General features: G+C 57.4%; 24 protein-coding genes. 13 read left to right on the top strand and 11 right to left on the bottom strand.

All coding sequences use genetic code 11. The annotated features are described in order from the left end of the window. The first annotated feature begins 14 nt into the window (after positions 1 to 14). The 3 genes from ACOYNB_RS05430 to ACOYNB_RS05420 are packed head-to-tail and all read left to right on the top strand — an operon-like array spanning position 15 to position 3,857. Positions 15 to 1,430, top strand: coding sequence for a cellulase family glycosylhydrolase (locus tag ACOYNB_RS05430; protein WP_422838116.1), 1,416 nt, complete (start codon positions 15 to 17; stop codon positions 1,428 to 1,430). 7 nt (positions 1,431 to 1,437) lie between these two features. Then, the gene (locus ACOYNB_RS05425; RefSeq protein WP_422838115.1) at positions 1,438 to 2,829 is read left to right on the top strand and encodes a hypothetical protein; all 1,392 of its coding nucleotides are present in this window, start codon (positions 1,438 to 1,440) and stop codon (positions 2,827 to 2,829) included. Continuing rightward, a complete protein-coding gene (locus ACOYNB_RS05420) occupies positions 2,826 to 3,857 on the top strand; it encodes an acyltransferase family protein (protein WP_422838114.1) in 1,032 nt (343 codons plus the stop codon). Before ACOYNB_RS05425 ends, ACOYNB_RS05420 begins: the two co-directional genes overlap by 4 nt. A gap of 30 nt (positions 3,858 to 3,887) precedes the next feature. Here ACOYNB_RS05420 and ACOYNB_RS05415 read toward each other — a convergent pair whose 3' ends face one another. From ACOYNB_RS05415 to ACOYNB_RS05405, 3 genes are read right to left on the bottom strand one after another with little or no spacing between them, the layout of a single operon-like run. Further along, positions 3,888 to 5,000, bottom strand: a complete 1,113-nt coding sequence (locus ACOYNB_RS05415; RefSeq protein WP_422838113.1) for an acyltransferase family protein — start codon at positions 4,998 to 5,000, stop codon at positions 3,888 to 3,890. A 23-nt stretch (positions 5,001 to 5,023) separates the two neighbouring features. Continuing rightward, a complete protein-coding gene (locus ACOYNB_RS05410; RefSeq protein ID WP_422838112.1) occupies positions 5,024 to 6,133 on the bottom strand; it encodes a glycosyltransferase family 4 protein in 1,110 nt (369 codons plus the stop codon). A gap of 8 nt (positions 6,134 to 6,141) precedes the next feature. Continuing rightward, a complete protein-coding gene (locus tag ACOYNB_RS05405) occupies positions 6,142 to 7,032 on the bottom strand; it encodes a glycosyltransferase family 2 protein (protein ID WP_422838111.1) in 891 nt (296 codons plus the stop codon). 192 nt (positions 7,033 to 7,224) lie between these two features. On the opposite strand from ACOYNB_RS05405, the gene ACOYNB_RS05400 reads away from it, so the two are divergent. Beyond that, positions 7,225 to 8,364 carry an acyltransferase family protein gene (locus tag ACOYNB_RS05400; protein ID WP_422838110.1) on the top strand — a complete coding sequence of 380 codons (1,140 nt, stop codon included), beginning with the start codon at positions 7,225 to 7,227 and terminating at the stop codon, positions 8,362 to 8,364. Positions 8,365 to 8,385: 21 nt separating this feature from the next. On the opposite strand, the gene ACOYNB_RS05395 is transcribed toward ACOYNB_RS05400, so the two are convergent. The 6 genes from ACOYNB_RS05395 to ACOYNB_RS05370 all read right to left on the bottom strand — a co-directional run bounded on the left by ACOYNB_RS05395 (position 8,386) and on the right by ACOYNB_RS05370 (position 15,610). Beyond that, positions 8,386 to 9,291 carry a glycosyltransferase family 2 protein gene (locus ACOYNB_RS05395; protein ID WP_422838109.1) on the bottom strand — a complete coding sequence of 302 codons (906 nt, stop codon included), beginning with the start codon at positions 9,289 to 9,291 and terminating at the stop codon, positions 8,386 to 8,388. A 93-nt stretch (positions 9,292 to 9,384) separates the two neighbouring features. Then, positions 9,385 to 10,863, bottom strand: coding sequence for an oligosaccharide flippase family protein (locus ACOYNB_RS05390; protein ID WP_422838108.1), 1,479 nt, complete (start codon positions 10,861 to 10,863; stop codon positions 9,385 to 9,387). 7 nt (positions 10,864 to 10,870) lie between these two features. Then, on the bottom strand, positions 10,871 to 11,959 hold the full coding sequence (locus ACOYNB_RS05385; protein WP_422838107.1) for a glycosyltransferase family 4 protein: 1,089 nt from the start codon (positions 11,957 to 11,959) through the stop codon (positions 10,871 to 10,873). A gap of 125 nt (positions 11,960 to 12,084) precedes the next feature. Continuing rightward, on the bottom strand, positions 12,085 to 13,416 hold the full coding sequence (locus ACOYNB_RS05380; protein WP_422838106.1) for a UDP-glucose dehydrogenase family protein: 1,332 nt from the start codon (positions 13,414 to 13,416) through the stop codon (positions 12,085 to 12,087). A gap of 44 nt (positions 13,417 to 13,460) precedes the next feature. Continuing rightward, entirely contained in the window at positions 13,461 to 14,480 is a 1,020-nt protein-coding gene (locus tag ACOYNB_RS05375) for an NAD-dependent epimerase (RefSeq protein WP_422838105.1), read from the bottom strand. A gap of 38 nt (positions 14,481 to 14,518) precedes the next feature. Further along, positions 14,519 to 15,610, bottom strand: coding sequence for a sugar phosphate nucleotidyltransferase (locus ACOYNB_RS05370; protein WP_422838250.1), 1,092 nt, complete (start codon positions 15,608 to 15,610; stop codon positions 14,519 to 14,521). 174 nt (positions 15,611 to 15,784) lie between these two features. Between ACOYNB_RS05370 and rfbB the strand changes: the two genes are divergently transcribed. The 9 genes from rfbB (at position 15,785) to ACOYNB_RS05325 (ending at position 24,838) form a co-directional block, all read left to right on the top strand. Next, positions 15,785 to 16,867, top strand: coding sequence for a dTDP-glucose 4,6-dehydratase (rfbB, locus tag ACOYNB_RS05365; protein ID WP_422838104.1), 1,083 nt, complete (start codon positions 15,785 to 15,787; stop codon positions 16,865 to 16,867). Continuing rightward, positions 16,864 to 17,787: a dTDP-4-dehydrorhamnose reductase gene (gene rfbD / locus ACOYNB_RS05360; RefSeq protein WP_422838103.1), complete on the top strand. Its 924-nt coding sequence runs from the start codon at positions 16,864 to 16,866 to the stop codon at positions 17,785 to 17,787. Before rfbB ends, rfbD begins: the two co-directional genes overlap by 4 nt. Further along, positions 17,784 to 18,665, top strand: coding sequence for a glucose-1-phosphate thymidylyltransferase RfbA (gene rfbA, locus ACOYNB_RS05355; RefSeq protein WP_422838102.1), 882 nt, complete (start codon positions 17,784 to 17,786; stop codon positions 18,663 to 18,665). The genes rfbD and rfbA overlap by 4 nt, the downstream gene beginning before the upstream one ends. 5 nt (positions 18,666 to 18,670) lie before the next feature. Then, positions 18,671 to 19,234 (top strand): dTDP-4-dehydrorhamnose 3,5-epimerase, encoded by a 564-nt coding sequence (gene rfbC, locus ACOYNB_RS05350; RefSeq protein ID WP_422838101.1) that lies wholly within the window; start codon positions 18,671 to 18,673, stop codon positions 19,232 to 19,234. Positions 19,235 to 19,278: 44 nt separating this feature from the next. Continuing rightward, positions 19,279 to 20,250, top strand: coding sequence for a lysylphosphatidylglycerol synthase transmembrane domain-containing protein (locus tag ACOYNB_RS05345; protein WP_422838100.1), 972 nt, complete (start codon positions 19,279 to 19,281; stop codon positions 20,248 to 20,250). Between the two features lie 13 nt (positions 20,251 to 20,263). Then, entirely contained in the window at positions 20,264 to 21,685 is a 1,422-nt protein-coding gene (locus ACOYNB_RS05340; protein ID WP_422838099.1) for a UbiA family prenyltransferase, read from the top strand. A gap of 7 nt (positions 21,686 to 21,692) precedes the next feature. After that, positions 21,693 to 23,036, top strand: a complete 1,344-nt coding sequence (locus ACOYNB_RS05335) for an FAD-binding oxidoreductase (protein ID WP_422838098.1) — start codon at positions 21,693 to 21,695, stop codon at positions 23,034 to 23,036. Next, positions 23,033 to 23,770 carry an SDR family oxidoreductase gene (locus ACOYNB_RS05330; RefSeq protein ID WP_422838097.1) on the top strand — a complete coding sequence of 246 codons (738 nt, stop codon included), beginning with the start codon at positions 23,033 to 23,035 and terminating at the stop codon, positions 23,768 to 23,770. The genes ACOYNB_RS05335 and ACOYNB_RS05330 overlap by 4 nt, the downstream gene beginning before the upstream one ends. A gap of 306 nt (positions 23,771 to 24,076) precedes the next feature. Then, positions 24,077 to 24,838 (top strand): PEP-CTERM sorting domain-containing protein, encoded by a 762-nt coding sequence (locus ACOYNB_RS05325; protein ID WP_422838096.1) that lies wholly within the window; start codon positions 24,077 to 24,079, stop codon positions 24,836 to 24,838. 124 nt (positions 24,839 to 24,962) lie between these two features. On the opposite strand, the gene ACOYNB_RS05320 is transcribed toward ACOYNB_RS05325, so the two are convergent. Together ACOYNB_RS05320 and ACOYNB_RS05315 are read right to left on the bottom strand one after the other, a co-directional pair. Next, entirely contained in the window at positions 24,963 to 25,631 is a 669-nt protein-coding gene (locus ACOYNB_RS05320) for a Crp/Fnr family transcriptional regulator (RefSeq protein ID WP_422838095.1), read from the bottom strand. Between the two features lie 100 nt (positions 25,632 to 25,731). Then, on the bottom strand, positions 25,732 to 26,000 hold a 269-nt coding region (locus ACOYNB_RS05315; protein WP_422838094.1), incomplete at its 5' end, for a sensor histidine kinase.

Genomic DNA, 26,000 nt, shown 5'->3' with positions numbered 1-26,000 from the left:
CGCAGGAGTCCCGCATGATGCAGTACTTACAGAATGCCAGCATCCACCGCTTGCTGCGACTTGGAAGGTCGACGTTTTCCCTTCTTTGCGCATTCATGCTGAGCGGACTCTCACACGCCCAAACGACCTTCGGCGACACACTCTGCCTTGGCGTCAAGTTCGCCCAAGGGCAGCCGCTGACTGAACTCCCAACACTGCAAGAGCTGGGCGTACGCTGGGTTCGCGACGTGGTGTTCTGGGGGCAAGTCGAGCTTTCCCCCGGCAAGTTCAATGACGAGCTTCCCGCCGCAGTACAACGGCGCCTGCAGTACTACCGAGAGCACCAGATCGGCGTCATCATGATCTTGGGCCTTGGGAACTCACGCGCCTACCCAGATACAGGTGCAAATCCGCTGGCATCCATCTCACCCGACCGCTTTTCGGACTACGCCCTCTACATGGCACGCAAGCTCCAGGAAAGCGGCGTGCAATTTGCGCTAGAGGTCTGGAACGAGCCCCATAACACGTTGTCGCAGAAAGTGGGCGGGCACTGGGCTGGCGCACACCCATCGCCGTGGGTGGACCACTATGTGCGCATGGTGAACCTCACTGTTCAAAAGGTGCGACAGTTTGATTCGACGATCAATATCTTCAGCCAAGATGACATGTGGGTGCCCCACTACTGGTTCATGGAAGCTGGGCTAACGCCCGCCATCACGGGCTTCACAGTTCACCCCTACAACGGTGCGGCCAAAGGCCCGGAAATCACGGCCGTGGGATACGAAACAGATTGGACCCGTCCGTTCCACGTCGTAGATCCTGACAGGTCGTTCCGCTCGGCGGTCAAGCGTCTGCAAGCACAAGGCTTGAAGAAGCTCCGCCATAACACGCCAATCTGGATCACTGAATGGGGCTGGCCGGTGGGGGGCGACTGGAACGGACAAAAGCTCACACCAGAAGATGTCGCCATGATGCTGCCCCGAGCCTTCATCGTGGCCGCAGCAGCAGGTGTGGATAAGACCTGCTGGTTTAGTGCGCAGGACTCTGTGGACGGACCGATGGGCCTGTCTGACAACCAATTGCAGCGACGCCCCGCCTATCAGGCCATGCGAACACTGTCGCAGCAGTTGGGTACTTTCGGCCTCCCAGAACACGTGATGGGCGCGCAGCATGTGACCTCCGGCGTGCAGGGATTTCTGTTCCGTGATGGACAGAGGGCAAAACTGGTGATCTGGAACATTGATGGCCCAAGCAAGCAACTACGATTGACACCCGTTCAGCAAGCAGAATTAAGTGAGATCACTGACTATCTGGGGCGCCAAATTGAGGTCGGAGGCAAGGCCACACTGGAGTTTGGATACCAGCCGCTATATCTCACCTTCAAAACACCCTCTGCGGCTCACACCCTGATCGCCAATATGTCGATCGAGCCCTCACCCGCCAGCCGGTAATCGTGACATGATCCCATCCATCTATGGCGTGCTGATTCTTTTGTTCGCCCCATTTTTATCGGCGAACGGCACCATTGCACTCATCACAATCTGCACAGTGCTTGGCGGTACTGCAGCAGGCTTTCTGATTGGTTTGGGTGGCGCCACGATCAACCCTGCAGTGTTTTCATTGATTTTTGTGTTTTGGCAGGCTTGGCGAAACTACAAAAACGGCGAATTACCCAGCGTACTCCCGCTCAACAGTCCAGCCAATTGGCTAATGATTTTGGCGATCTGGGGCGTGATAAGCGCTGCGACACTACCATTCTTATTCCAAAACAGCGATGTGCTTATTTTCACCTTCGATCGATTTGAAGGGGGGACAGCGCCATTTGCCATACCAATCCGATTTACTTCATCCAATATCTCCCAGCCTGGCTATCTCGTCATGAGTTGGATGGCCATGGTGGCAATGTGCATCTTGCTGCGCCGAGAAGGTGCTGCAGAGGTATTTGCCAAATCGGTGCTATGGGCTAGCACCCTGAATGTGGCGCTCGGTTGCCTGAATCTGCTGCAAATGGCAGGCCTGCCAGACGTGCTAGCCGTCTTACGTAACGGCTCCTATGCCATGCAATCCGGCGAGTTGGCTGGTTTGGTTCGCATCAGTGGCGCCTTCCCGGAAACCTCCGCCTATTCCGCATACAGCCTAACCCTGCTGGGTTTCACGCACTATCTGTGGTTAAGGGGCTATCTTCCTCGTTGGTCCAGTAGCACAAGTGTCGGCAGTCTGGTTCTGCTGCTGCTTTCGACCTCTGGAACCGCCTATGTCGGGTTAGCTGTGTGTGGCGTGTTGTCGTTGATGTACCTCACCTACCGTGTCGCACGCTATGGCTCTGCGGGTCGTGTCGCATTTTATGGCTGGCTGGCACTCCTGGCGCTAATCCTTCTTGCTTCAGCGCTCTTGTTCTACCCAAAAACATGGACCATTTTGAGTGACTACTTTGGCTTCGTGGTCGGCAAAAAGATGGAATCGGGGTCCGGTATCGAGCGCAGCACGTGGAATCGTCAGGCGTGGAGCAACTTCATCGACACACTTGGGTTAGGCACAGGCTTGGGCACCAACGTGGGCTCCAACTTCACTATGGTGTTGCTGTCAAACCTCGGCTGGTTTGGGGCTATGGCCTTTGGTGCCTTCATATGGAAATCATTCACCACGCCAATATCCACCTCCACTGAAGCAGAGGACATTGTTATCAAGGCGTCTCGGCTTGCAATCCTGACGACCTTGATCGGGGCAAACATCTCAGCGCGAGTTTTTGATCTGAGTATTACATTTTATATTTTCGCCGCTGGCGCAACATTTCGAGCGACGCCAACAATCCACCCAAAGCCGACAGAAAATAGCGGATCAACTACATGACCCCCACCCAAAAACATGAAAGGACACCAACGCACCTCGCCCAACAACGCACCGATTGGGTCGATGTCGCAAAAGGCGTAGGAATCATCGCCGTGGTCATTGGTCACGCCATTGGCGGAATGATTGATGCAGGCATAACTGGCAAAGTCAGCCTCTGGGCCACAGCATACCACCTGATCTATACGGTGCATATGCCGATGTTTTTCATCATCTCCGGCCTTTTTATTTCAAAACGCGTAAGCGGCGGCGCCTTGATATTCGCAAAAAATTCAACAATCCGCCTAGCCAGGCCGTACGTGATATGGTTTGCCATTTCAATGGTCGCAATCAATTTCGCGGGCAATACCGCCAACACACCTTATCAAGTCACGTGGCAAGATTACCTTTCAATCCTCTGGAAGCCAGGCGCACATTTTTGGTACATCTATGCGCTGATGGTCCTCAATATCGTTAGTGCGATTATTCTCCCGAGATACGGCTCAGCAGTACTACTGGGACTCAGCTTGGCTGCATTCTCACTTACAGCGGAATTACAGATACCAGCAGCGTTTTGGGGTGCGACCCACTTTGGCTTCTACTATGCTCTTGGTGTTCTGTATGGAGAGCAATCTAATCAACCTAAAACAACCCGCTCACTGCACCGATCTGAGCGCTGGATGTTAGCTGTGGCCCTTAGCTTCTTGTGGTGCTGGGGCGCTAGTGACATGCTAAAGAACAACATCAGTCGATGGACGTTTTCCTCAACCGATGTGTCGCTTTGTGGGGCTGTTGCAACCTTGATGTGGTGCATGTTTGTCAAGGGGCAGCTCCAACGTTGGCTCAGTTCACTGGGACAGCAATCTCTTGCTATCTACATGATGCATGTGCTGTTTGTGGCTGGGGCGCGCATCACACTGGCCCAAAAAATGCACGTGCAAGATCCTATTTTGATCTTCTGCGTCATCACCTGCCTTGGCATCTTCGGCCCGCTCGCATGCAAATGGATGACCGACAAACTGGGCTGGTCTGACAGGCTGGGGTTGGCTTAACCGAGCAACAGCATCCTTGCGACTGGCGGTCTATGCAGAATGCACCGCCGCCTGCGCAACGTCTGTTGGCGCAGGCGTTGCCTTGGGCAAAATATACTTTCTCAAATTCAGTGCGGGCTTCTCAACAAAATGCCAACTCAACGCCGCAAATAGCACGATGAACGGCATGGATACCGAAAAGTTAAACCACGCCGCATAACCAGCCCCGAAGACCTGCGCGACAGTTTGCTGCACGACAAAACCATACAGAAAGATGCCGTATGAATAGTCGGCACCTTTAAGAAAACCAGTTTTGCGGGGATTCCACAAACCAACATATACCGTGCAATAGCTTGCAAAAAATGGAAGCACATAGACGCCATAATCGAACCAGCAGGCCGCTCCAATGCTACCGACCGCACAAACAACAAACACTCGACCACTATAAGGAATGCGACCTCTCAAGATATAGAGCGTCACCCCGTACAAAAATGATGCAACCAACAACCAACCGGGCACGGTGTTGTAGCCTGGGGTCCAATCCCAATTCTTGCTGGCAGCTCGCCCGACTGCATAAACAATGGTCAAAGCAATGGGCGCCACCACCGCCAATTGCCATCGCCGCGCGATTCCAGCATAAGCCAGCGCAGCAATGACAAGATAGCAATATAGTTCGTACGGCACCGTCCAGAGCTGGAGATTAACCAATGCTGGATAGGCGTTTTGCTCAAACACACCGGGCAAAATGAAGTGGATATGCCCCAGCATATTCCACAAGTAACTCATAAACCTAGGGTCTGCGAAATAATCCCCCAATGCATAACTGGTAAGCAAAGGACCAATCACGAAGGCGGACAATACCACCTCCACGGTCAAAGCTGGATAAATACGTATCGCCCGCAAGCCAAGAAAGCGCGGGACGCTCGGGACGCGATACAGACTCCCTGCGACCAGAAAGCCACTCAGTGCAAAAAACATGGGTAAGACCTGCCTGAGCAGCCACCCCATGGGTGAATTCCAATACGCGTTTTCAGCCGCAAGCCCTTGACTCACTGCGACAGAATGAATCGCCACCACAGCGATTGACAACAGCAAACGCATGTAGTCAAAACCCGTTGGGCGCTGTTTGACGGCCAGATAGCGCTCTTCAATTGTGCCGCTCATGAATTCCTCGACTGTGAACAGGATCAGGACGTAAACCAAGGCAACAAGTTGCGCCCTCGAGCACTCCATGTAGCCGATGCATGGTCAAAGCTCAGTGCCTCACTAGACTTCACGCAGGCACGCTGCATCACCTTGGCAAGTGCCTGTACAGAGGTATCTTGTACAACCAGCCCTTGCCCACCCGCTGCTTCCAGCAACTCAGGCACATCAGTCACCACCGGGGTGGTGCCACAGGCCCGCGCTTCCAATACGGGCATGCCAAACCCTTCATAACTCGACGCACACACCAAGGTATCTGCCAGTCCATACAGGGCTGGCATGAGTTCATTGGGCACATAGCCTGGCATCAATACCCCAGCGCCCTTGGCTTCTTGAATGCGCGTTGCCAATGCCTGGTTCTGCCAACCTCGAGCACCAGCCAATACCAATTGATGGGCAGGTAACTGCCCCTGAGATTTCAGACTCATGAACGCATCCAGCACCAATGCCACGTTCTTGCGCGGCTCCAACGTGCCTACGGACAACACGTAAGGTTGCCGAATTCCAAGCTGAGCCAAGCCCTCTCTCGCTTGCACCAGATGTGTCGGATCCAGCTGACGGTAATGCTCCGAAATGCCGGGATGGATGACTGCCTGAGCCTTGACACCCAACGCCCGCACCAAACGGCTCGCGGTGCCCTGTGAATTGGTCAATACAACATCTGCACTGCGCACATCCGCTGCAAACCAAAGTTGATGCGACCAGCGGGTGGAGCGCTGCATGGTCTCGGGCACAACCAGGTGATTGAGATCGTGCACCGTGACGATCGTTTTCACAGGTGCTGGTAAATGTGGATGCAAGGTCCGACCGGCCCAAAAGTGACTCAGTCGATCTTGTTGACACAGACGCAAACCGCGCGTCTTCAGCCACAAGAAGGAGGGAATACGCCGCCAAAGCGGAACCACCTCGTGTCGCACCACCCAACGTGCGGAGGGCAAGCACAAGACCTCCGCCGGATGCCTAGCGTACACAAAAAATTGAGCGTCTGGCAAGAGCTTATCAAGCTCACAGCACAAGCCAAAAACGTAGTTACCCACGCCAGACATCGGCTTGAGTAAGGCCTCGCCGTCAATGCCAATTCGCAACGCAGTCATGCTCATCCTCAGCTCAGATTTTGAGCCTGAAGAGGATGCGCTCGCCCCTTCGCGATATCGATCAACCCAAACAGGTTGCCCTTCAAGCGCCCGCGCCGATCAACCCAAGGCTCCTGCCACAGGGAGCGCAACAGGTTCTTTGCCATGTTTTTGAACATGTGCTTGAACCCATAGGAGAAAGAAAGGCTCCCCTTTCGTATCATGTAATAGGGATTGACAATCTGTGAGTAGCCGAGCTTAAGTCCGGACGTTCGACCCGCTTTGGTGGCTAAATGCACCCCACGCAAGCCGGAGTAATTCACGATGCGGCCATAGGGGGCGACACGTCGGCTGAAATCGATGTCTTCCAGCCACCCATAGAGCGGGAGGTTTTCATCAAAGCGGAGTGCATGCTGCCGGACTACTGATAAACGAAACGACATGTTGCAGCCATAGCCTCCGTAGGTGTCAGACGAAAAACCATCTGAAACTGGGTGCGAGTCGGCAAGGATCTGCAACGCTTGATCGTGCGAGTAGCCTGGCCCGGTCGCCCCGTCTGCCACAGGTTGGTTGGTCGCCACAACGACATCAGCATGCGCAGCAAACAGCTTGTCTATTTGACTGAGATAGTCAGATGCTGGATAGAAATCGTCGTCAATGAAAAGAATGATGTCTTCATCTCGGCAGGCATCAAGGATGACATTGCGCTGCCGAGTCAACCCCTTGGGGCCGCAGACCACCTCTACATCGAACGGTAGAGGCGGCAGGATGCTCTGATCAAAGTCCTGCGGTGTTGCTGGACACACGATGACCCGATCAGGCTGACGAGAGAGCATGGCCAGTTGCGCCAAGGTCCTCGGCATTTGCTCGCGACGACCAGCAGTCGCGATGCCGACAACAATTTTGAAATCTGCCCTCATGACGTCTCTTCCCCAACAACCCGACATACGTTTTTGCAAACGAGTGTAAGGGCGTTACCTAGGGACACTACCAAGCATGGCAAAGAGTCCATTCGGATGGGGGGGCGCAGCGCTCAAATCATTGAACTGTCCACAGTGGACACACAGGCCTAGGGTAACCTCAGTTGAGGTCGAGATTTTCAGGGGTGAGATTTGAATCAGCGTGTCAACAGCATCGACGGTCTCCGCGCCGTGGCCATGACGATGGTTATCGCCCAGCACTCCGGCCTTCTCCCCATGGGGTGGTCTGGTGTATGGCTGTTTTTTGTCATTTCTGGCTACGTCATCACGCGCGGCTTCATGAGCGAAGAGAGAAAGCTCGCAAGCGATGCCACGCCACTGAAACGCTACAGCGCATTTTTGAAGCGGCGGGTCTTACGTATCTTCCCCGCGTACTTTCTTTACTTGATCATCTGCGCACTGTTGACATGGGGAGCTTCCGGGCGAACGTTGGTTGACCTGTATGGATTGATATGCTTCACCTACAACTGGCAGATGATCTACTTTGACTACGAACATGCCAGGCCCTGGGTTGGCGTAGGCCATTTGTGGACGCTGAGCGTAGAGCAGCAGTTCTATATCTTTTTCCCGCTGCTGTTTCTGTGGGTGCCAGAGCGCATGCGCTGGAAACTGGCCACGCTTCTGATCTTGCTGGCCCCGGCCATTCGATACGGCTGGGTCAGTTTCAACCAATGGTCACACCCGCAGGGTGACGATGCCTTTCTCGCGTTCGCGGTCTATGCAGCAACCCACTGCCAAGCCGATGCGTTTTTAATGGGTGCCTTGCTGGCCCGATACGAAAGCGACTTGCGGTCCACCCGTCAACTACCTACCAAAGCCATGTACGCAGCCCTCGGACTGACCTGCGCGTACATGCTGAGTTATGTCGTGGCGAACCACTTGCGAGGTGACCACGGTCTGGGTTTGGTGAAAAACATCATCTCCGGCACGCTGTACGGTCAAGGCCGAGAGACCTTGGTTTACAGCGTCATGGGCATTCTGTCGACTGCGATCATGCTGGAGACGCTCTCCGGTGCCCGCTATACCCAATGGCTGTCACATCGCTTTCTGACTTGGGTGGGGCAGGTATCGTACGGGGGCTATTTGTTCCATGTGCTACCACTGGCCTGGATCAGCGCTGCAATTGGCAGTGAACTGAAGACTGCGCCGCTCGGCATTAGGCTGGGAGCCTTCACAATCACTTGGGCTACATCTGTCTTGTTGGCGTCGATGTCGTTCAAATACTTCGAACAGCCGATAGCCCAGAAATGGAAAAACTGGGCCAACCTTTGACTGCGGCAAACTCGCACGCGCTCAAGAAGATTGGAATACCCGATTCATTTTCCCCGTAATTGAGGCGCAGATACCTGCAGTGGCGTACAGAAATGATCGATGTGATCTCACGGCAAAAGACCACCACATCGGGATGGCAGCGACGCCCTTGCTACGCACGGCTCGAGAGAAAAGCCGATAACTGAAGTAGTAAGCAGCACTCTCTGGCGAAATCACGCTGGAACGTCGCCTCATCCAGTCAACGGAAACTGAAACATCAGACACACCGATTGAAATCCTCAAAGGGTCTGCCTCGGCCACATAGATTGCCAGAGGCATATCGCTGTACGCCAACTTGAATCCTGCCGCCTCTAGCCGAAATACCAAATCCCAGTCCTGGTGCTTTCTGAGCGTTGGATCAAAAGGCACCTGCAGCAGGACATCTCGCCTGATCAATAGCCCCGATGTCTGATAAGCCCCATCTCGCACCATGAGATAGTGACTGATGTGTTCGTTTGGACGCCTGACTTTGGTATTGAACACGACGTCCGCATGGCGCCCATTACGCCAATAGACGTTAGAGGACAGTACGTCGATACTCTCTGGCGAAGCATTCAAAAACTCAACTTGCTCTTTCAGCTTGTTGGGTAGCCAAAGGTCATCCGAATCGAGAAAAGCAACCCATTGCCCCTGCGCCTGCTTGATGCCCTCGTTCCGAGCTCCGCCACCGCCGGCCTTCACAGTGAGTGGCACATAGCGAATGAGTGGGCTGATCGCCCCCCAGTCGATCTCAGCCGTGCCATCGGTGGACAGATCGTCCACAACGATGATTTCCAAGGGTTGCAGTGTCTGATCCAAGACAGACTTGATCGCCGCCAGCACTTTGTCTTTGCGGTTGAACGTTGGGATGACAACGCTAATCTGTGGATCAGTTTGATTGGATGACATTCGAAAACTCGAGCAGCTTCCGAAAAGCTGACCTTGGGCAGCATCGTACGTCTTGGTGCATGCCTAACGTCCATGCATTACAACCAGAAACACTCATGCGGGGGACTCCGCAACACGCTTTCGGAACGCAAGGATCTCACTCAGTTGACGCCAAGGCTCGCGTCCACTTGCAATCAGGTAAGTGACCGCGGCGATCAACACTTCGGCGATCAATCGCATCAACGTCGTTCCGGGTTGCATCAAGCGTGTGACTGCGTACATTGATGCAGACATCACGCCCACGGCTGCCAGCGGGTGGCGCAACTCTTTGAGTACCACCACGGGGCTCCAGCCGACATTCACATAGAGCAACCACCCCAAGAAGCTGGTCATGAACAACCCGGCGCCGAGTTGGAACCACGCAATCGCAACTGGGGTCGCGTAAAAGTAGCCGCCCATCGCGGTGAAAGCCGTTGTGACACACATGGACAGCAAGGCAATGCGGGGGATTAATTTGCCCTTCTCGATGACAGACAACGAGCTTTCGGAGAACAGCGAAACAATCCCGCACAGCTTGGACAGCGCCAGCACGGCAATGATGGGAGCGGCCTCACGCCAATCTGCACGCTCCAGCACCAAGTCCACCAAGTCAGACGCCACGAAATACAGTCCGACAAAAATCGGCATGCACACGAAGAAAGCAAAGCCAAGCAGCAGTTCGAGTGCAATAGAGATTTTGCGACGACGCTGATCAAGGTTGGATGCAGCGGCGATGGCATTCCAGCCTATGACACGCAGCGGCTCAAAACACACTTCGGCCACCGCGCCAGCGATACGACTGGCCACGCGATAAATGCCAACCTCACGCAGCCCAAGGAAAGCGCCAATCAAGAATTCCGCGCCATAGGAGTTCACGAAGGACACGACTCTCGCCGCCACAAGAACCATCGAATATCGATAGTTGTCACCCCAATCAGCTCGAGAGAAGGTGGGGGACGGAATCCAACGAACGGCTAGGAAGGCGCCCCCTACCGTAAAACCCGCAACGGTCACTCTGGAATATGCGAGCGACAGGTTTCCTTGCCCATGCATGAGCGAATAAATGCAAACCGTGGTCCCAGCAATCTCGGCCACGGCTTGAATACCAGCCAATGTTGACAAACGTCCATCGCGGATCAAAACACCATACTGCGTAGACGCCATGGCTGTAGGCATCACCGTACAGATCATTGCAAAGTAAATTGCCCAGCCATGAAATGGCATCTCCCAGAAGATGCCACCGACAACGCCGATCAATATGTAGGCCAGCGTCATGGTGCCGCTGGCAGCGACAGCACACCAAAAGATGTTGGCGTCCGGCAACTTCCCAGGAGACGATGCGGTAGCCAACTCTGCCCAGCCCGCCTCAGACACTTTGGTGGCAAGTAACACCGCAGACGACATCAGCGCAAACATGCCCATCTCATCCTGCCGCAGGGTGCGCGCGGCATAGATCAAGACCAGCAGGCCACACGCCTGGATCAATATGCGTGAAGCCGCCAAGGCAAGTGGCCCCAGCGTAGCTAGATTGATTCTGCGCCCCAATACAACCATGCGGTGATCACCTCGCCTTGAGCGCGTTTTCAATGACGCCAATGTTGATTCTGGCCGCTTCAGCCCACGAATACTGGGCCGCTCGCTGGAGACCTGCGTTGATCAAGCGATCACGCAGCTCGGGATTCGCAAAGAATGTTTTGATGCGGGCAGCCAACTCTTCGGGATCATGCGGATCGAAGTAGATGGCTGCATCGCCACAGACTTCGGTCACAGCCTCTGCGGTTGACGCCAGAACCGGGCACCCGCAAGACATGGCCTCCAGTGGCGGAATACCAAAGCCTTCATAAAAGGAAGGAAAGACGAAGCATGCCGCGTGCTGATACAGCGCTTTCAATTCACCATCAGACACATATCCCGGGCGAATCAGATGCTCGGACTTAACGTCTGTCTGCTGAAAAATGGTGCTGTTGTTCGCGCCGGCGATCACACACGTCGGCGCCGCATCACCAAGCAGTGAGAGCGCTGCCATGATGGCGGCAAAATTTTTGTTGGGCGAGGCACTGCTAACCGCCAGCAAAAATGGACGCCCCCGCAACTGATGCGCATCCAGGATGCGATCGTCAGATTGGATGCGCTCAAGGTGCTGCCACCCCTCGGTGCTGACCGTGATGCGGTCAGCACGAGCACCAAAACACGCGATGGCTTCGGACTGACTGAATTGCGAGACGGCGACAACGCGCAATGCTTTGCGTGCCAGTCGGCTAACCAGCAGGCTGTACCAAATTCTGAACTTGGCGGTGTAGGCCTGAGGGATACGCAAAACAGCACCATCGTGGATGGTGATGATCTGACGGGAATGCAAGATCGGGCCGGTAAAACCAAAGCTGAACAGCAACCCCTGCCGCGCATGGCGGTAGAGATCCCACTGTTCCCACGCGTGGCCGCTGCGCGTGCCGACCTGCTGAAACACGATGTGTTTCAGGCCGGGATCAGGTGTACCCGGAGGCGCCAACAGTACCCATGAATGCGAGGATCGAGCAACTTGCTCGTCCATGCACGCCAAGGTTTCGCGTGCGTAGCGCTGAACCCCCGTAACACCCTGCGTTAAGAACCGTCCGTTGATGAAGACAGTTTGCTGTGAGCGATCTGCCATGGTCGCCTGATTTTTTCTGCCCGTGAACACCCGGGGTTTCGGGGCAGTTTACTTTCAGATGCCAGCACGCTCTGTGAGCCCCCGCGCATTTACCTGCATGCAGGGGGCTCGATCCGAGCCGTAGATCAATGGCCAGTGTTTCGACCAATGGCCGAATAGCCCAAGCCCATGCGGGCGACCAAAGCGGGGTCGTAGAGGTTGCGACCGTCAAAAATCACAGGCGTCTTGAGTTCCGCCTTGATGCGCTCGAAGTCAGGGCTGCGGAATTCCTTCCACTCGGTGACGATGAGCAGGGCATCGGCGCCTTGCAGAGCCCCCATGGGGTTCTCGGCGTAGGTCAAACGAGGCTCGTCACCAAAGATGCGCTGGGCTTCTTCCATGGCAACGGGGTCATAGGCGGTAACAGTGGCGCCACGCTTGAACAGTTCAGCCAATACCACACGGCTGGTGGCTTCGCGCATGTCATCGGTGTTGGGTTTGAAGGCCAAGCCCCACAGAGCGAAGTGCTTGCCGGTGAGGTCTTCACCGAATTGCTTGACGACCTTGTCGACCAGCACGTACTTTTGACGGTCGTTGGCGGCTTCAACGGCCTTCAACACGAACAGGTCTTGCCCTTCGTCGGAAGCAGTCTTGATCAAAGCCTTGACGTCTTTGGGGAAGCAACTGCCGCCGTAACCACAACCTGCGTACAGGAAGTGGGTGCCGATGCGAGGGTCAGAGCCAATGCCCACACGCACTTGCTCGATGTCAGCGCCCATTTTTTCAGCCAACAGCGCCAGCTCGTTCATGAAGCTGATGCGGGTGGCCAGCATGGCGTTGGCGGCGTACTTGGTGAGTTCGGCGCTGCGCACATCCATGACGACCAGACGGTCGTGGTTGCGCTGGAAGGGGGCGTACAGGGCGCGCATGAGCAAGATGGCTTGCTCGTCGTCTGCGCCCACCACGATGCGGTCGGGACGCATGAAGTCGTCCACCGCAGCGCCTTCCTTCAGAAATTCGGGGTTGGACACCACAGCGAACTTGGCATCAGAGCCGCGCTTGGCGAGCTCGTCGGCCACGGCGGCACGCACCTTGTCAGCCGTCCCCACGGGCACGGTGGACTTGTCAACGATGACCTTGAAGTCGGTCATCAGGCGGCCAATGTTGCGCGCGGCGGCCAGAACGTATTGCAGGTCGGCTGAACCGTCTTCATCCGGGGGCGTGCCCACCGCGATGAACTGGATGGTGCCGTGCGCCACCGCACGGGCAATGTCCGTCGTGAAATGCAGGCGCCCTGCTTTGACATTGCGCGCCACGACGGCGTCCAGACCGGGCTCGTGGATGGGAATACCGCCATTTTCCAAGATCTCGATCTTGCGAGGATCGACGTCCAGACACAGGACATCGTTACCCATTTCGGCCAGACAGGCCCCAGTGACAAGACCGACGTAGCCGGTGCCGACAACAGAGATTTTCATATTGAACTTGCGAGAGATCGAATTCGGTTCAGGGATGGATTGTGTCACCGTCCGTAGTAGCTGCGGTACCAGTCAGCGAATCGCTGGATACCGACTTCCAGGCCTACTTCAGGTGACTGCCCAGTCCAGTCCGCCAGGGCACTCACGTCGGCGTAGGTGGCGGCGACATCGCCGGGTGCCATGGGCTGAAAGTCCTTGATGGCATCAACGCCCAAGGCACGCTCAAGAGTCCCGATGAAGTCCATCAACGGCACAGGCTCGCTGCGACCGATGTTGAACACGCGATATGGAGCCCAGGACGCGGCCGACGAGGGGTGTTCACGGTCGAAGTCTGGCGCAGGCTGGGGAATGCGGTCGAGCGTGGCCACCACCCCGCGCACGATGTCGTCGATGTAGGTGAAGTCACGTTTCATCTGGCCATGGTTGAAGACCTTGATGGGCTCCCCCGCCAGGATGGCTTTGGTGAACAGCATGGGCGCCATGTCCGGCCGCCCCCAAGGGCCATAGACCGTGAAGAAGCGCAGGCCCGTGGTTGGCAAGCCGTACAGGTGGCTGTAGGTGTGCGCCATCAACTCATTGGCCTTCTTGGTGGCCGCATAGAGGCTGACGGGGTGATTGACCGGATCGGTTTCGGCAAACGGCATGCTGACATTGCCGCCGTAAACACTGGAGCTGCTAGCGTAGACCAGATGGCCGACCTGGTGATGCCGGCACACTTCGAGGATGTTCACGAATCCGACCAGGTTGGACTGGGCATAGGCATGAGGGTTGGTGAGCGAATAACGCACGCCAGCCTGTGCGGCCAGGTGCACCACGCCATCAAACCGGTGCGCCTTGAAAATCGCCTCCAGCGAAGGCAAGTCCGCCACGTCGACTGCCTCGAACAAGAATTGCTCGGCGCCGGGTTGCTGAGCCAGATGGGCCAGGCGGTCACGCTTGAGTTGGGGATCGTAATAATCGTTGAGGTTGTCAATGCCGACAACCTCATCCCCACGGCCCAGCAGGTGCTGGGCGACGTGCATACCAATGAAGCCGGCCGCGCCGGTCACGAGATATTTGCTCATGCCCATATTGTCGGCGACCTCAGGGCGTTGCGCGCATATCAGGCGCGGGCATCGCCCCAGCGCAGATAAGTGCTCTCGTCACCCTGGTAGATGGTTTGCCCATGGCGATTGACCACGTAGACCGGTGAGGCGACCACTTCGTCAAACACCGTGTTTTCGCCCAGCCGGGTGTATTCAAAGAGAACGCTTCGCACGACCTGGCTGTTCTTGCGCAGCAGGCTGCCGTGCCCGATCCAGCTGGGGCCGACGATCGTTACGCCAGGCTCGACACAAACACCCGAGCCGATGTAGACAGGCCCCTCGATTGACACATTGTCCCAGTCGATGCGGGTGTTGAGCCCCACCCAAACGCCAGGACGCACTTCCTTGCCGGGCATGTGCATTTGGGCGACTTCGCCGCGCAAGACGCGCTGGCAAACCGACCAGTAATCGCTCACACGGCCGATGTCGATCCAGTTGAAGAAACGATTCTGGGCATAGAAGGGCAAATCCTTCTCAACCAGCAGCGGAAAGAGCTCGCTACCGATGTCGAACTCTTTGCCTTGGGGCACCAAGTCGAGAGCGCTGGGTTCAAAAATATAGATGCCCGTACTGGCCAGGCGAGAGAGCGCGTCTTCAGGAGAGGGCTTCTCTTGGAACGAAGTGATCTTGCCGTTTTTGTCTGCCACCACGATGCCGTAGTTCTTGACTTGATCTTCAGGGACTTCGAGCGTCACCACACTGGCGATGGCACCTTTGTTCTTGTGCTCAAACAGGGCTGCCTGGATGTCCAGATCGATGATGGCATCGCCGCAAAGGACCAGGGTCGTATCGTCAAAGAACCCGCTGAAGTCTTGAATGCGGCGCATCCCACCCGCAGAACCCAAGGGACGCGGCACGATTTCGCCGTGCTCACGCACACCTTCATAGGCGTAACCGATCTGCACGCCCCACCGACGACCATCACCAAAGTAGTTCTCGATCTTCCAGTGGTTGTACGCCACGTTGATCATGATTTCGGTGACGCCGTAACGCGCCAGGTGTTCGATGATGTATTCCAGCACCGGCTTGCCCAAGATCGGAATCATGGGCTTGGGCGTTTGTTTGGTCAGAGGGCGCACCCGGGTCCCCTGACCGGCTGCCAAGATCATTGCTTTTGCCATTTTTTGCTCTCGTCGCGTGCGCGTTACTGCTGCTGAATGAGATGAATGATGCAATAAAGGTTTGCATTTGCGCATGAAATGCCGACGTTCTCCCACCTATGGAGGGGGGGCTTGAGGCAGATAATCGGTCGATCAACGACAGTTGCACCCACAGGCAGCACGATGCTTCTGATCACAGGCGGCGCCGGTTTCATCGGCGGAAACTTTGTTCACCATTGGTTTGAGCGGGCATCCTCTCAGGGCGCAGTGCCGGAGCCGATCGTGGTCCTGGACAAGTTGACCTATGCAGGCAATCCGTACACGATTTCAGAACATCTGAACACAGGGCGAGCCACACTCATTCAGGCCGATATTGCTGACCGCGATGCGGTGCGCGATGTGCTGACAACGCATCGCCCCCGAGCTGTTATCCACTTCGCGGCGGAGAGCCATGTGGACCGTTCCATCCTGGGGCCAGGCGAGTTCATCCACACCAATATGGTGGGCACATTCAGCCTGCTGGAAGAAGCCCGAACCTATTGGTCTGAGTTGCCTGAGGGCGAGAAAGCCGCTTTCCGCTTTCATCACATCTCGACGGACGAGGTGTTTGGCTCTCTTGAAGACTCCGATCCACCTTTCAGTGAAACCACGCCCTATGCCCCCAACAGTCCGTACTCGGCCAGCAAGGCGGGCAGTGATCACTTGGTGCGCGCGTACTTTCACACTTACGGTCTGCCGGTACTGACCACCAATTGCAGCAACAACTACGGGCCCTATCACTTCCCAGAGAAGCTGATTCCGCTGATGATTCTCAATGCGCTGGAGGACAAACCGCTGCCGGTGTATGGCGACGGCCTGAACATCCGCGACTGGCTCTATGTGCGCGACCACTGCGAAGCCATTTGCCAGGTGCTGGAAAAAGGGCGTTTGGGCGAGACCTACAACGTGGGTGGCATCAACGAGATCCGCAACATCGACGTGGTGACCACCATTTGCCGCAAGTTGGACACATTGCGTCCTCGTGCAGACGGTACGCCGTACGAGAGCCTGATCACCTACGTCAAGGACCGACCGGGGCATGACCGCCGGTATGCCATCGACCCCAGCAAGATCCAACGCGAGATTGGCTGGCAGCCCGCCGAATCGTTTGAGTCCGGTATCGACAAAACGGTCCGATGGTTCCTCGACAACACGGCCTGGATCGACACCGTGCGTTCCGGGGCCTACCGCGACTGGCTGGATCAGAACTATGCGGAGCGCACATGAACATCTTGCTGCTGGGCTGCAATGGTCAGGTTGGATGGGCGTTGCAGCGTGCCTTGACGCCGCTGGGCATCGTGACCGCACTCAGCCATGACACGCCGGGCCCCGTTCAGTGCCCGGACCTGCGCGCCGACTTTGCCCACCCGCAAGACGTGGCCGCGCTGGTGCGTGCCGTGCAACCCGACGTCATCGTCAATGCGGCCGCCTACACCGCCGTCGACAAGGCCGAGACCGATGAGGATCGCGCTCGCCTGGTGAATGCGTCGACCCCGGCCCTGCTGGCGCAAGAAGTTGCTCGCAGCGGCGCCTTGTTCGTCCACTACAGCACCGACTACGTGTTTGACGGCTCAGGCGAGGCGCCGCGTGATGAGCAGTCTTCCACTGCTCCCCTCAATGTGTATGGGCAAACCAAGCTGGAAGCCGAACAGGCGATTCAAGCCAGCGGGTGCCGGCATCTGATCTTTCGCACCAGTTGGGTGTACGGCACTCGGGGGCAAAACTTTGCCAAGACCATGCTGCGCCTGGCTGCTGAGCGAGACCAGTTGCAAGTCATCCACGACCAGGTCGGTGCGCCCACGGGGGCGGACCTGCTGGCTGATGTCACGGCACACGCCATCCGCGCCACGAGCCGAGATAAGGCCTTGTCAGGGCTTTATCACCTGGTCGCCAGCGGGCACACCACCTGGCACGACTATGCCTGTCTGGTGATCGAATGGGCGCGCGCGCACGGCTGGCCAGTGCGTGTGGCCACTGACGCCATCCGCGCCGTCCCCACATCCGCCTACCAGACGCCCGCACGTCGACCGTTGAATTCCAGGCTGGAAACAGCCAAGATCTGCGACGCATTTGAACTCGTCTTGCCCCCATGGCAGCAAGGCGTCGAACGCATGCTCGCCGAGTTACATGGGAACCCAGTCAAATGACCCGTAAAGGCATCCTTCTCGCTGGCGGTGCTGGCACACGCTTGCACCCAGCCACGCTGGCCATCAGCAAACAGTTGCTGCCGGTCTATGACAAGCCCATGGTGTACTACCCGTTGAGCACATTGATGCTGGCCGGCATTCGCGACATCTTGCTCATCAGCACACCGCAAGACACGCCGCGCTTTGCCTCATTGCTGGGCGACGGCAGCCAATGGGGCTTGAACATCAGCTATTGCGTACAACCCAGCCCGGATGGCTTGGCGCAGGCGTTCATCCTCGGTAAAGAATTTGTGGGCAACGCCCCCAGCGCCCTGGTGTTGGGCGACAACATTTTCTATGGTCACGACTTTCAGAAACTGCTCACACACGCTGCCAATCGACAAGATGGTGCCAGCGTGTTTGCGTATCACGTGACCGACCCGGAACGGTACGGGGTTGTGGACTTTGATGCCAGCCAGCACGCTTTGAGCATTGAAGAAAAGCCCATCAAGCCTAAGAGCAATTACGCGGTCACCGGCTTGTACTTCTACGACAACCGCGTGTGCGACATCGCGGCCAGCCTCCAGCCCAGCGCGCGCGGTGAGCTGGAAATCACCGACGTCAATGCCACGTACCTGGCCAATGGTTTGCTGGATGTAGAAATCATGGGACGGGGCTATGCCTGGCTCGACACCGGCACCCACGACAGCCTGCTGGAGGCCAGCCAGTTCATTGCCACACTGGAAAAGCGCCAAGGCCTGAAGGTGGCCTGCCTGGAAGAGATCGCTTACCGATCAGGGTGGATCAGCGCCGAACAAGTAGCCAAGCTGGCTCAGCCCATGCTGAAGAACGGCTATGGGCAGTATCTGCTCAAGGTCTTGAACGACAAAACATTCTGATCTAAATGCAATTCATCCAGACCCGGATACCCGATGTGGTGATCATTGAGCCGGCCGTTTTCAGTGACGACCGCGGCTGGTTCATGGAAAGCTTCAATCAGGCGAAGTTTGAGGCCGGCCTGGCTCACCTGGGATTGCCCGCGCCCAAGTCGTTTGTGCAAGACAACCATTCGTGCAGCCACGCAGGTGTCTTGCGCGGTCTGCACTATCAGTTGCCACCGCATGCACAAGGCAAACTGGTGCGCGTGGTCAAAGGGGCGGCGTTCGATGTGGCCGTTGACATCCGCAACAGTTCAGCCACCTTTGGTCAATGGGTTGGGGTCGAACTGAGTGCCGACAACCAGCGACAACTCTGGATTCCCCCTGGCTTTGCCCATGGTTTCCTGGCTTTGCAGGACGACACCCACTTCCTCTACAAAACCACCGACGTGTATGCCAAAGACTGCGAGCGCAGTCTGCTGTGGAACGACCCTGACATTGGCATTCAGTGGCCAACGGGCGACTTTTCTTTGCGCTTGGCCGACAAGGATGCCCAAGCCCCCCGCCTGAATCAGGCCGACACTTTCTGACTCATCACCTCGCGAAGCACGCCCCCCACAACGATAATCGCGGGATGAGTTCTCCCGCAGTGATGCCCGCCTCGCCCCCCGCCGCCGTGCCTGTATGGCGGCGCGTGTTGGTCTATGGCGTGTTTGCGTTGTTTGCCGCATGGTGCATCAAGGCGTTCTGGCACGACATCGCGCAGATCGACCTGACACCGCTGAAGACTGGGTGGATGGCCGTCTTGGCGGCAGGCGCCCTGTCCCTCTTCAACTACGCCCTGAGGGTGTGGCGCTGGCGTCTGTACCTGAACAAGCTGGGGCACACCTTCAGCTTGCGATTCGTGGCCCTGACCTTCATGTCCGGGTTCGCGTTCACGTTGTCACCTGGCAAGCTGGGCGAAATGGTCCGCGCACGCTATTACCAGCCCAAAGGCTTGTCGGTGGCGGCCACCAGTGGCGCCTTTTTCATCGAGCGCTTGCTGGATCTGCTGGTCATGATTTTGCTGGCCTCTGCTGCGTTGGTGGATATCCAAGCCTACCGGTCTTTTCTCTGGGTCGCGGTCGCCCTCGTGGGCAGCTTGCTGGCCAGCGTGGCGATCATGCCTTGGGCCCGCATTGATCAGGCCATGGGGGCCATCCCGGTCGGCAAGGTCCGGCAGGTGGTCAAAGCCATGGCCCACATGTTTGTCAGCGCCCGGCAATTTCTGACGCCCGGCATGCTGGTGGCAGGCTTGCTGCTGGGCATGGTGTCATGGGGTGCCGAGGCCGTGGGGTTGAAACTGGTGGCCGACGTGGTGGGGGTTCAGCCCTTGTCGGTGTCTGCCGCCATGGGCATTTATGCTGTGGCAATCATCGTGGGGGCTTTGTCCTTCCTGCCAGGCGGGTTGGGCAGCACCGAGGCGGTCATGGCCGCTCTGTTGTTTGCACACGGCTACACCATGCCTCAGGCCATTTTGCTGACCTTGGTCTGTCGCCTGCTGACCCTGTGGCTGGCCGTGTTGATCGGCTGGCTGTGTGTTTGGGCACTGCGCGGCGAAGCTTGAAAACAAGTCATTCATGAGTAAACCCGTTCCTCTTTGCGTTGACCTTGACGGCACCCTCATCCACAGCGACCTGCTGCTGGAATCGTTTCTGCTGCTCATCAAGCGCAACCCGCTTTATCTCTTTCTGGTGCCCCTGTGGCTGCTCGGTGGCAAGGCCCGACTCAAAGCTGAAATCGCCAGCCGCGTCCAGCTGAATGGCGCTGCGCTGCCCTACACCCAGCCCCTGCTCGACTGGCTGAAGGCAGAGAAAGCCGCCGGGCGCCCTCTGTGGCTGTGCACGGCATCGGATGCCCGACTGGCCCAAGCGGTGGCAGATCACCTTGGCATCTTCGACGGGGTCCTGGCCAGCAATGGACAGCTCAATCTGTCAGGCCGCAACAAGGCGGCCGAACTGGTCAAACGATTCGGTGACAAGGGGTTTGATTACTGCGGCAACCACCGGGTGGATCTGCCCATCTGGCAACAGGCTCGCACGGCCATCGTCGTCAACGGTCCGTCTTCTTTGGAAGCCGCCGCCGCCAAGCTCACATCCGTCGGGCGCGTGATCCCGCCTCGCAAAGTTGGCTTGCGCGTCATCGCCAAAGCCTTGCGCGTGCATCAATGGGCCAAAAATGCCCTGATCTTCGTGCCCGTGGCCGCTGCGCACAAATTGACCGATGCCGGCGCACTCACCGACAGCCTGATGGCCTTTGTGGCATTCAGCCTGTGCGCCTCGTCGGTGTACCTGCTCAACGACATGCTGGACCTTGAAGCCGACCGCCAGCACCACAGCAAATGCAACCGCCCGTTCGCCGCAGGCAGCCTGAGTCTGATGTTTGGCTTGTTGGCCACGCCCGCATTGCTGGCGGTGGCGCTGGTCATTTGTCTGCTGCTACCTGTGCAGTTTCTAGGGGTGCTGGCCGTGTACTACATCGCCACACTGGCCTATTCGTTTGGCATCAAGAAGGTGGTGATGGTGGACGTGCTGGCCCTGGCCGGCCTGTACACCATCCGGATCGTGGCGGGTGCCGCCGCATCCCACATTCCGCTGTCGTTCTGGCTGCTGATCTTCGCCATCTTCATCTTCCTGAGCCTGGCCATCGTCAAGCGCTATGCCGAGCTTTATGTCATGCGCGAACAGGGCAAGCTCAGCGCCAAGGGTCGCGGCTACCACGTTGAAGACCTCAGCATCTTGCAAAACCTGGGCACCGCATCGGGCTATATCAGCATCCTGGTGCTGGGGCTGTACCTCAACTCTCCCGACGTAACGGTGATGTACCACCACCCCAAGTTTGCCTGGGGGCTGGTGCCCATCATGCTGTACTGGATCAGCCGGATCTGGATGGAAACCCATCGCGGCCAGATGCACGATGACCCCTTGGTCTACGCCCTGAAGGACCGCACCAGCCTGGCCACGGGCGCCTTGGCGGCCTTGGTGCTGTGGCTGGCCGTGTGAGGCAGGCATGAGCGCAACACAGGTGTTTTCGGCTTGGGGCCGGGTGCTGAAAGAACCACATCAGGCCTTGGGTCTGAGCAGTCGACATGCCTCCCTGCCTTTGCCAGATGACGACACCTCGGTCCTACCCTATGGCAATGGCCGCAGTTACGGTGACAGCAACCTGAACCCGGGCGGTGCCTTGCTGCTGGGCGCCCAACTGGACCGCTTCGTCGCCTTTGACCCCGCCACGGGCCTGCTGCGCTGTGAAGGCGGCGTGCAGCTGTCGACCATCTTGCGACTGGTCGTTCCGCAAGGCTGGTTCTTGCCTGTGACACCCGGCACGCAGTTCGTGACCGTGGGCGGCGCCATTGCCAACGATGTGCATGGCAAAAACCACCATTTGGCGGGCTCGTTTGGCAACCATGTGACTCAGTTTGAGCTGTTGCGCTCGGATGGTTCGCGCCGCGTGTGCTCCCTCACTCAACATGCAGACTGGTTTGCGGCCACGATTGGCGGCCTGGGGCTGACCGGCCTGATCACGTGGGCCGAGATCCAGCTCAAGCGCATTGCCAACCCCTATCTGGACACGGAATCGATCAAGTTCCGCAGCCTGGAAGAGTTTTTTGAGCTCAGCTCGGCCTCAGAGCGCGACTACGAATACACCGTGTCGTGGATTGACTGCGCCTTCACCGGGCGTCGCCTGGGACGCGGCTTGTTCAACCGCGGGAACCACGCCAGTGCAGCGATGGACACACGGCTTTTGCCCAAGCACCTGCCCAGCGGCGTGGCCGAACACAGCCTCAAGGTGCCGGTGACGCCGCCACTGTCCTTGATCAATACCGTGTCGCTCAAGAGCTTCAACACGCTGTATTTCAACAAGCAGCGCCAGGACATGGTGCGCAGCGTGCAGCACTATCGCCCCTTCTTCTATCCGCTTGACGCCCTGCTGGAGTGGAACCGCATCTACGGCCCGCGCGGCTTTTACCAGTACCAATGCGTGATCCCGCCCGAGCGGGCCTTGCAAGCGACCCGTGAGCTGCTGCAAACCATTGCCGCCAGTGGCATGGGGTCCTTCCTGGCCGTGCTCAAGCAGTTTGGCGAGCCCGCATCCCGCGGCATGTTGTCCTTCCCTCAGACGGGCACCACCTTGGCGCTGGACTTCCCGAACACCGGCCCTCGTCTGCACCAGCTCTTTGCCGCGCTGGATCGCATCGTGCTGGCCGCAGGCGGGCGCCTGTACGCCGCCAAAGACGGCCGCATGGGCCCTGAACTGTTCAAAGCGGGCTACCCCCGCTGGTCTGAATTCACGTCATACGTTGACCCCCGCTTCAGCTCCGGGCTGTGGCGCCGGGTCATGGAGCAAGCATGAGAAAAATCCTGATCATCGGCGCCACCTCGGCCATGGCCGAAGCCTGTGCACGCCTGTGGGCACAACGTGGCGACAAGCTGTTCCTCGCCGCACGCAATGCCGCTCAGCTGCAATCGGTGGCCGATGACCTCAAAGCGCGCGGCGCCTCGCATGTGGGCACCAAGATCTTTGATGCCAATGCGTTCGAGTTGCATGCGGCCCTGTTGGCCGATGCCACGACCGCCATGGGTGGGCTGGACACGGTGCTGATTGCACACGGCACGCTGTCCGACCAAGAACGAGCCCAGCACGACGTGGGCTACGCCTTGCAAGAAATCCAGACCAACGGCACGTCTGTGGTGTCCTTGATGACCTTGGCGGGAGAGCAGTTGGCGCAACAGGGACATGGCGCCATCGCCGTGATCTCATCGGTGGCCGGTGACCGCGGCCGGCAAAGCAACTATGTCTACGGTAGCGCCAAGGCTTTGGTCTCAGCGTTTGCCTCGGGCTTGCGCCAGAGATTGGTCAAGCGTGGCGTGCATGTCATCACCATCAAGCCCGGCTTTGTCGACACACCCATGACGGCCAGCTTCAAAAAAGGGGCACTGTGGGCCAAGCCCGACCAGGTCGCGCGTGACATCAGCCGCGCCATCGATAAGGGGCGCAATGTGGTCTACACCCCGAGGTTCTGGCGTTACATCATGCTGATCATCAAGCACATCCCAGAGCGGGTGTTTGTGAAGATCAGTCTTTGAGACCCGCCGACAAAGGCAAATAGAAGACTGTTCTACTCTGGTACCACCCCCGATGCGAGGGGGAATCAAACCCACGCCCTGCGGTTCAAGACAGTCTCAAAATGATTTTTGTCATGCGAAAACAAACATTCGTGCGCGCATTCAACACGCAGCCCTGACAATTATCAGAATCGTACAGCGTGCGTGCAGTCGTGACATTTCTCACGATGTTGACCCGCTATCTGCGACTGGATACCGTGGAAGTGCTCCCTGGGCATTTCGGTGTTCTGAAGGGAGTTCACGACTCTTTTCAAACCGGAGGATTCCATGTCCAACATGACCAGCAAGCGCACTGTCAAAGCTTTAGCCATCGTGCTCGGCACCACTCTCTTGATGACGGGTCAGGTTCAAGCCACATCCTTGGCTGACCTGATCAGTTCAGGAGGCTCCTTGACCGTAGGCGATAAGGTATTCAGCAACTTCAACTACACCGCCACAGGTTTTGACAATCATGCGGTGGCCATCGGTACACCGTGGGACAACACCACAGCGGCTTATTTGGCACAAGCAGCGCTGATTGATGTCAACGGCACGACCATCGCGGGCAACTACGGCCTGGAGTTCTTGGGCGAATGGCATGCTCATCCGAGCAACTCGGCAACAGCTCAGATCTCTTATCTCGTCACGTCGCTGGGCGGTTACATCACCGACTTCCATTTGGACGGTGCACCAAAGGCCATCGGCCACTCATCGGCTGAAGTCACCGAGAGCCTGCTGAGTCCGCTTGCGCATACCCCCATCCCCACCATTCCGCCCACCTTGCTGAGCGTGTATGACCTGGGCGGCTCTGCAGTCAACCTTTCGGCCACTTCGGACGTGGTCGGCGGAGCTGGCTACAAGCTGACATCGGTATTCGTACAGACGGACATCCGAGTAGCTGCTTTGAATGGTGAGGGCAACTACGGTCAGGTCACGCACATCGAGGAAACGTTCTCGCAGGCCGTCCCTGAGCCCTCCAGTTACGCCATGATGCTTGCGGGACTGGCTGTTGTCGGAACGATTAATCGCCGCCGCCGCCGCAACAACTAACACCACGGCGTGGTTCTACACCAGCTTGCGCGAACACAGCCAAGCTTATTGAGGCTCATATTTTGAGCCTCAATTTCTTTTATCCGTCAATCGAGCCACGACCCCAACCAGCATCACCGCCAGTCTATTGGTCACGATCAATCGTGAAAACCCCACCGCCCTCACGAAGCGTACCTTCTCTCTTGAGGGAGGCGATTGTTCGACTGATCGTCTCGGGCGTCAATCCCAGCAACGATGCCATGTCGTCTCGAGGAGGTGCCTGGCACATTGAACCTGCATCGCCCGCATTGCACAAATGCTCCAGCAATGACATCACCCGCTGGCGGGCGGCCCCCGTCGAGAGTTGGGAAATGACGAAATCGGCCTCGTCCAAGGCACGGCACCACTCGTTCATCAACTCGCCATGCATGCTGGGCGCATGTTCCGCGAGTTCCCTGATCGTTCTGACGGGGATCAGGCAAACTTTGGAACGACCAACGCTGCGCGCGGAATGATGACATGGTGAATCAGCCATCACCTCCAACCCGAAAACACAACCCGGCCTCAAAAGGCGAACCGTACGGACCCCACCATCAGGCAAACGCTGATCCAGCTTGACCAGGCCTCGGCACACCGAGTACAGGTTGGTTCCTGGCTGGCCCTGGCGGTAAATGAGGTCGCCGTGGCTGCATTCTCGCGTGCAGCATGGTGAAATCCGATCCCCGTCACCGAACGCGTCTGCACGCCCCAGCAGATTGGTGCGACAAAAGGCGCACGCCTCGAGGGCATGCCTGCCGGCATCGACTGGAACCATGTTTCCACCCTCGTAATCTCACTATTAATATAAAGATTATGAGTGACAGAAAAATGATATTTGTCAGGCCCAGACTACCTGTCGTGATCGAGGATGCACGCTATATCGGAAGGTGAATCACAAAACAACTGCCGCCTCCCACACGGTCCTCGCACCGAACATAGCCGCCGTGGCGCAAGGCAATTTGTCGCACAAGGCTCAGCCCCAAGCCTACCCCCCCCGCATGTTCGGCATGTCCAGGCAAACGATAGAACGGCTCAAAGATGCGCTCCCGCAAGTCGGCGGGAACGCCCGGCCCACGATCTTTGACACGCAGTTCGACGGCGCGCGCTGAACTGGTCAATTCCAACTCGACATCCCCCCCCCCAT

The sequence above is a fragment of the Aquabacterium sp. genome (assembly GCF_049317225.1).
In the GTDB taxonomy this organism is placed as follows: Bacteria; Pseudomonadota; Gammaproteobacteria; order Burkholderiales; family Burkholderiaceae_C; genus Aquabacterium.
Note: the sequence above shows the minus strand (reverse complement) of the source record. Positions and strands in the feature narration are given on the sequence as shown.

Excerpts from the sequence above, each read along its gene's own strand:
- ACOYNB_RS05320 (WP_422838095.1), bottom strand. The coding sequence starts at position 25,631 with ATGGTTCCAGTCGATGCCGGCAGGCATGCCCTCGAGGCGTGCGCCTTT.
- ACOYNB_RS05345 (WP_422838100.1), top strand. The coding sequence starts at position 19,279 with ATGAGTTCTCCCGCAGTGATGCCCGCCTCGCCCCCCGCCGCCGTGCCT.
- rfbA (WP_422838102.1), top strand. The coding sequence starts at position 17,784 with ATGACCCGTAAAGGCATCCTTCTCGCTGGCGGTGCTGGCACACGCTTG.
- ACOYNB_RS05395 (WP_422838109.1), bottom strand. The coding sequence starts at position 9,291 with ATGTCATCCAATCAAACTGATCCACAGATTAGCGTTGTCATCCCAACG.
- ACOYNB_RS05325 (WP_422838096.1), top strand. The coding sequence starts at position 24,077 with ATGTCCAACATGACCAGCAAGCGCACTGTCAAAGCTTTAGCCATCGTG.
- rfbC (WP_422838101.1), top strand. The coding sequence starts at position 18,671 with ATGCAATTCATCCAGACCCGGATACCCGATGTGGTGATCATTGAGCCG.
- ACOYNB_RS05425 (WP_422838115.1), top strand. The coding sequence starts at position 1,438 with ATGATCCCATCCATCTATGGCGTGCTGATTCTTTTGTTCGCCCCATTT.
- ACOYNB_RS05410 (WP_422838112.1), bottom strand. The coding sequence starts at position 6,133 with ATGACTGCGTTGCGAATTGGCATTGACGGCGAGGCCTTACTCAAGCCG.
- ACOYNB_RS05385 (WP_422838107.1), bottom strand. The coding sequence starts at position 11,959 with ATGGCAGATCGCTCACAGCAAACTGTCTTCATCAACGGACGGTTCTTA.
- ACOYNB_RS05375 (WP_422838105.1), bottom strand. The coding sequence starts at position 14,480 with ATGAGCAAATATCTCGTGACCGGCGCGGCCGGCTTCATTGGTATGCAC.
- ACOYNB_RS05330 (WP_422838097.1), top strand. The coding sequence starts at position 23,033 with ATGAGAAAAATCCTGATCATCGGCGCCACCTCGGCCATGGCCGAAGCC.
- ACOYNB_RS05415 (WP_422838113.1), bottom strand. The coding sequence starts at position 5,000 with ATGAGCGGCACAATTGAAGAGCGCTATCTGGCCGTCAAACAGCGCCCA.
- ACOYNB_RS05390 (WP_422838108.1), bottom strand. The coding sequence starts at position 10,863 with ATGGTTGTATTGGGGCGCAGAATCAATCTAGCTACGCTGGGGCCACTT.
- ACOYNB_RS05370 (WP_422838250.1), bottom strand. The coding sequence starts at position 15,610 with ATGATCTTGGCAGCCGGTCAGGGGACCCGGGTGCGCCCTCTGACCAAA.
- rfbD (WP_422838103.1), top strand. The coding sequence starts at position 16,864 with ATGAACATCTTGCTGCTGGGCTGCAATGGTCAGGTTGGATGGGCGTTG.
- ACOYNB_RS05380 (WP_422838106.1), bottom strand. The coding sequence starts at position 13,416 with ATGAAAATCTCTGTTGTCGGCACCGGCTACGTCGGTCTTGTCACTGGG.
- ACOYNB_RS05405 (WP_422838111.1), bottom strand. The coding sequence starts at position 7,032 with ATGAGGGCAGATTTCAAAATTGTTGTCGGCATCGCGACTGCTGGTCGT.
- ACOYNB_RS05340 (WP_422838099.1), top strand. The coding sequence starts at position 20,264 with ATGAGTAAACCCGTTCCTCTTTGCGTTGACCTTGACGGCACCCTCATC.
- ACOYNB_RS05430 (WP_422838116.1), top strand. The coding sequence starts at position 15 with ATGATGCAGTACTTACAGAATGCCAGCATCCACCGCTTGCTGCGACTT.
- ACOYNB_RS05335 (WP_422838098.1), top strand. The coding sequence starts at position 21,693 with ATGAGCGCAACACAGGTGTTTTCGGCTTGGGGCCGGGTGCTGAAAGAA.
- ACOYNB_RS05420 (WP_422838114.1), top strand. The coding sequence starts at position 2,826 with ATGACCCCCACCCAAAAACATGAAAGGACACCAACGCACCTCGCCCAA.
- rfbB (WP_422838104.1), top strand. The coding sequence starts at position 15,785 with ATGCTTCTGATCACAGGCGGCGCCGGTTTCATCGGCGGAAACTTTGTT.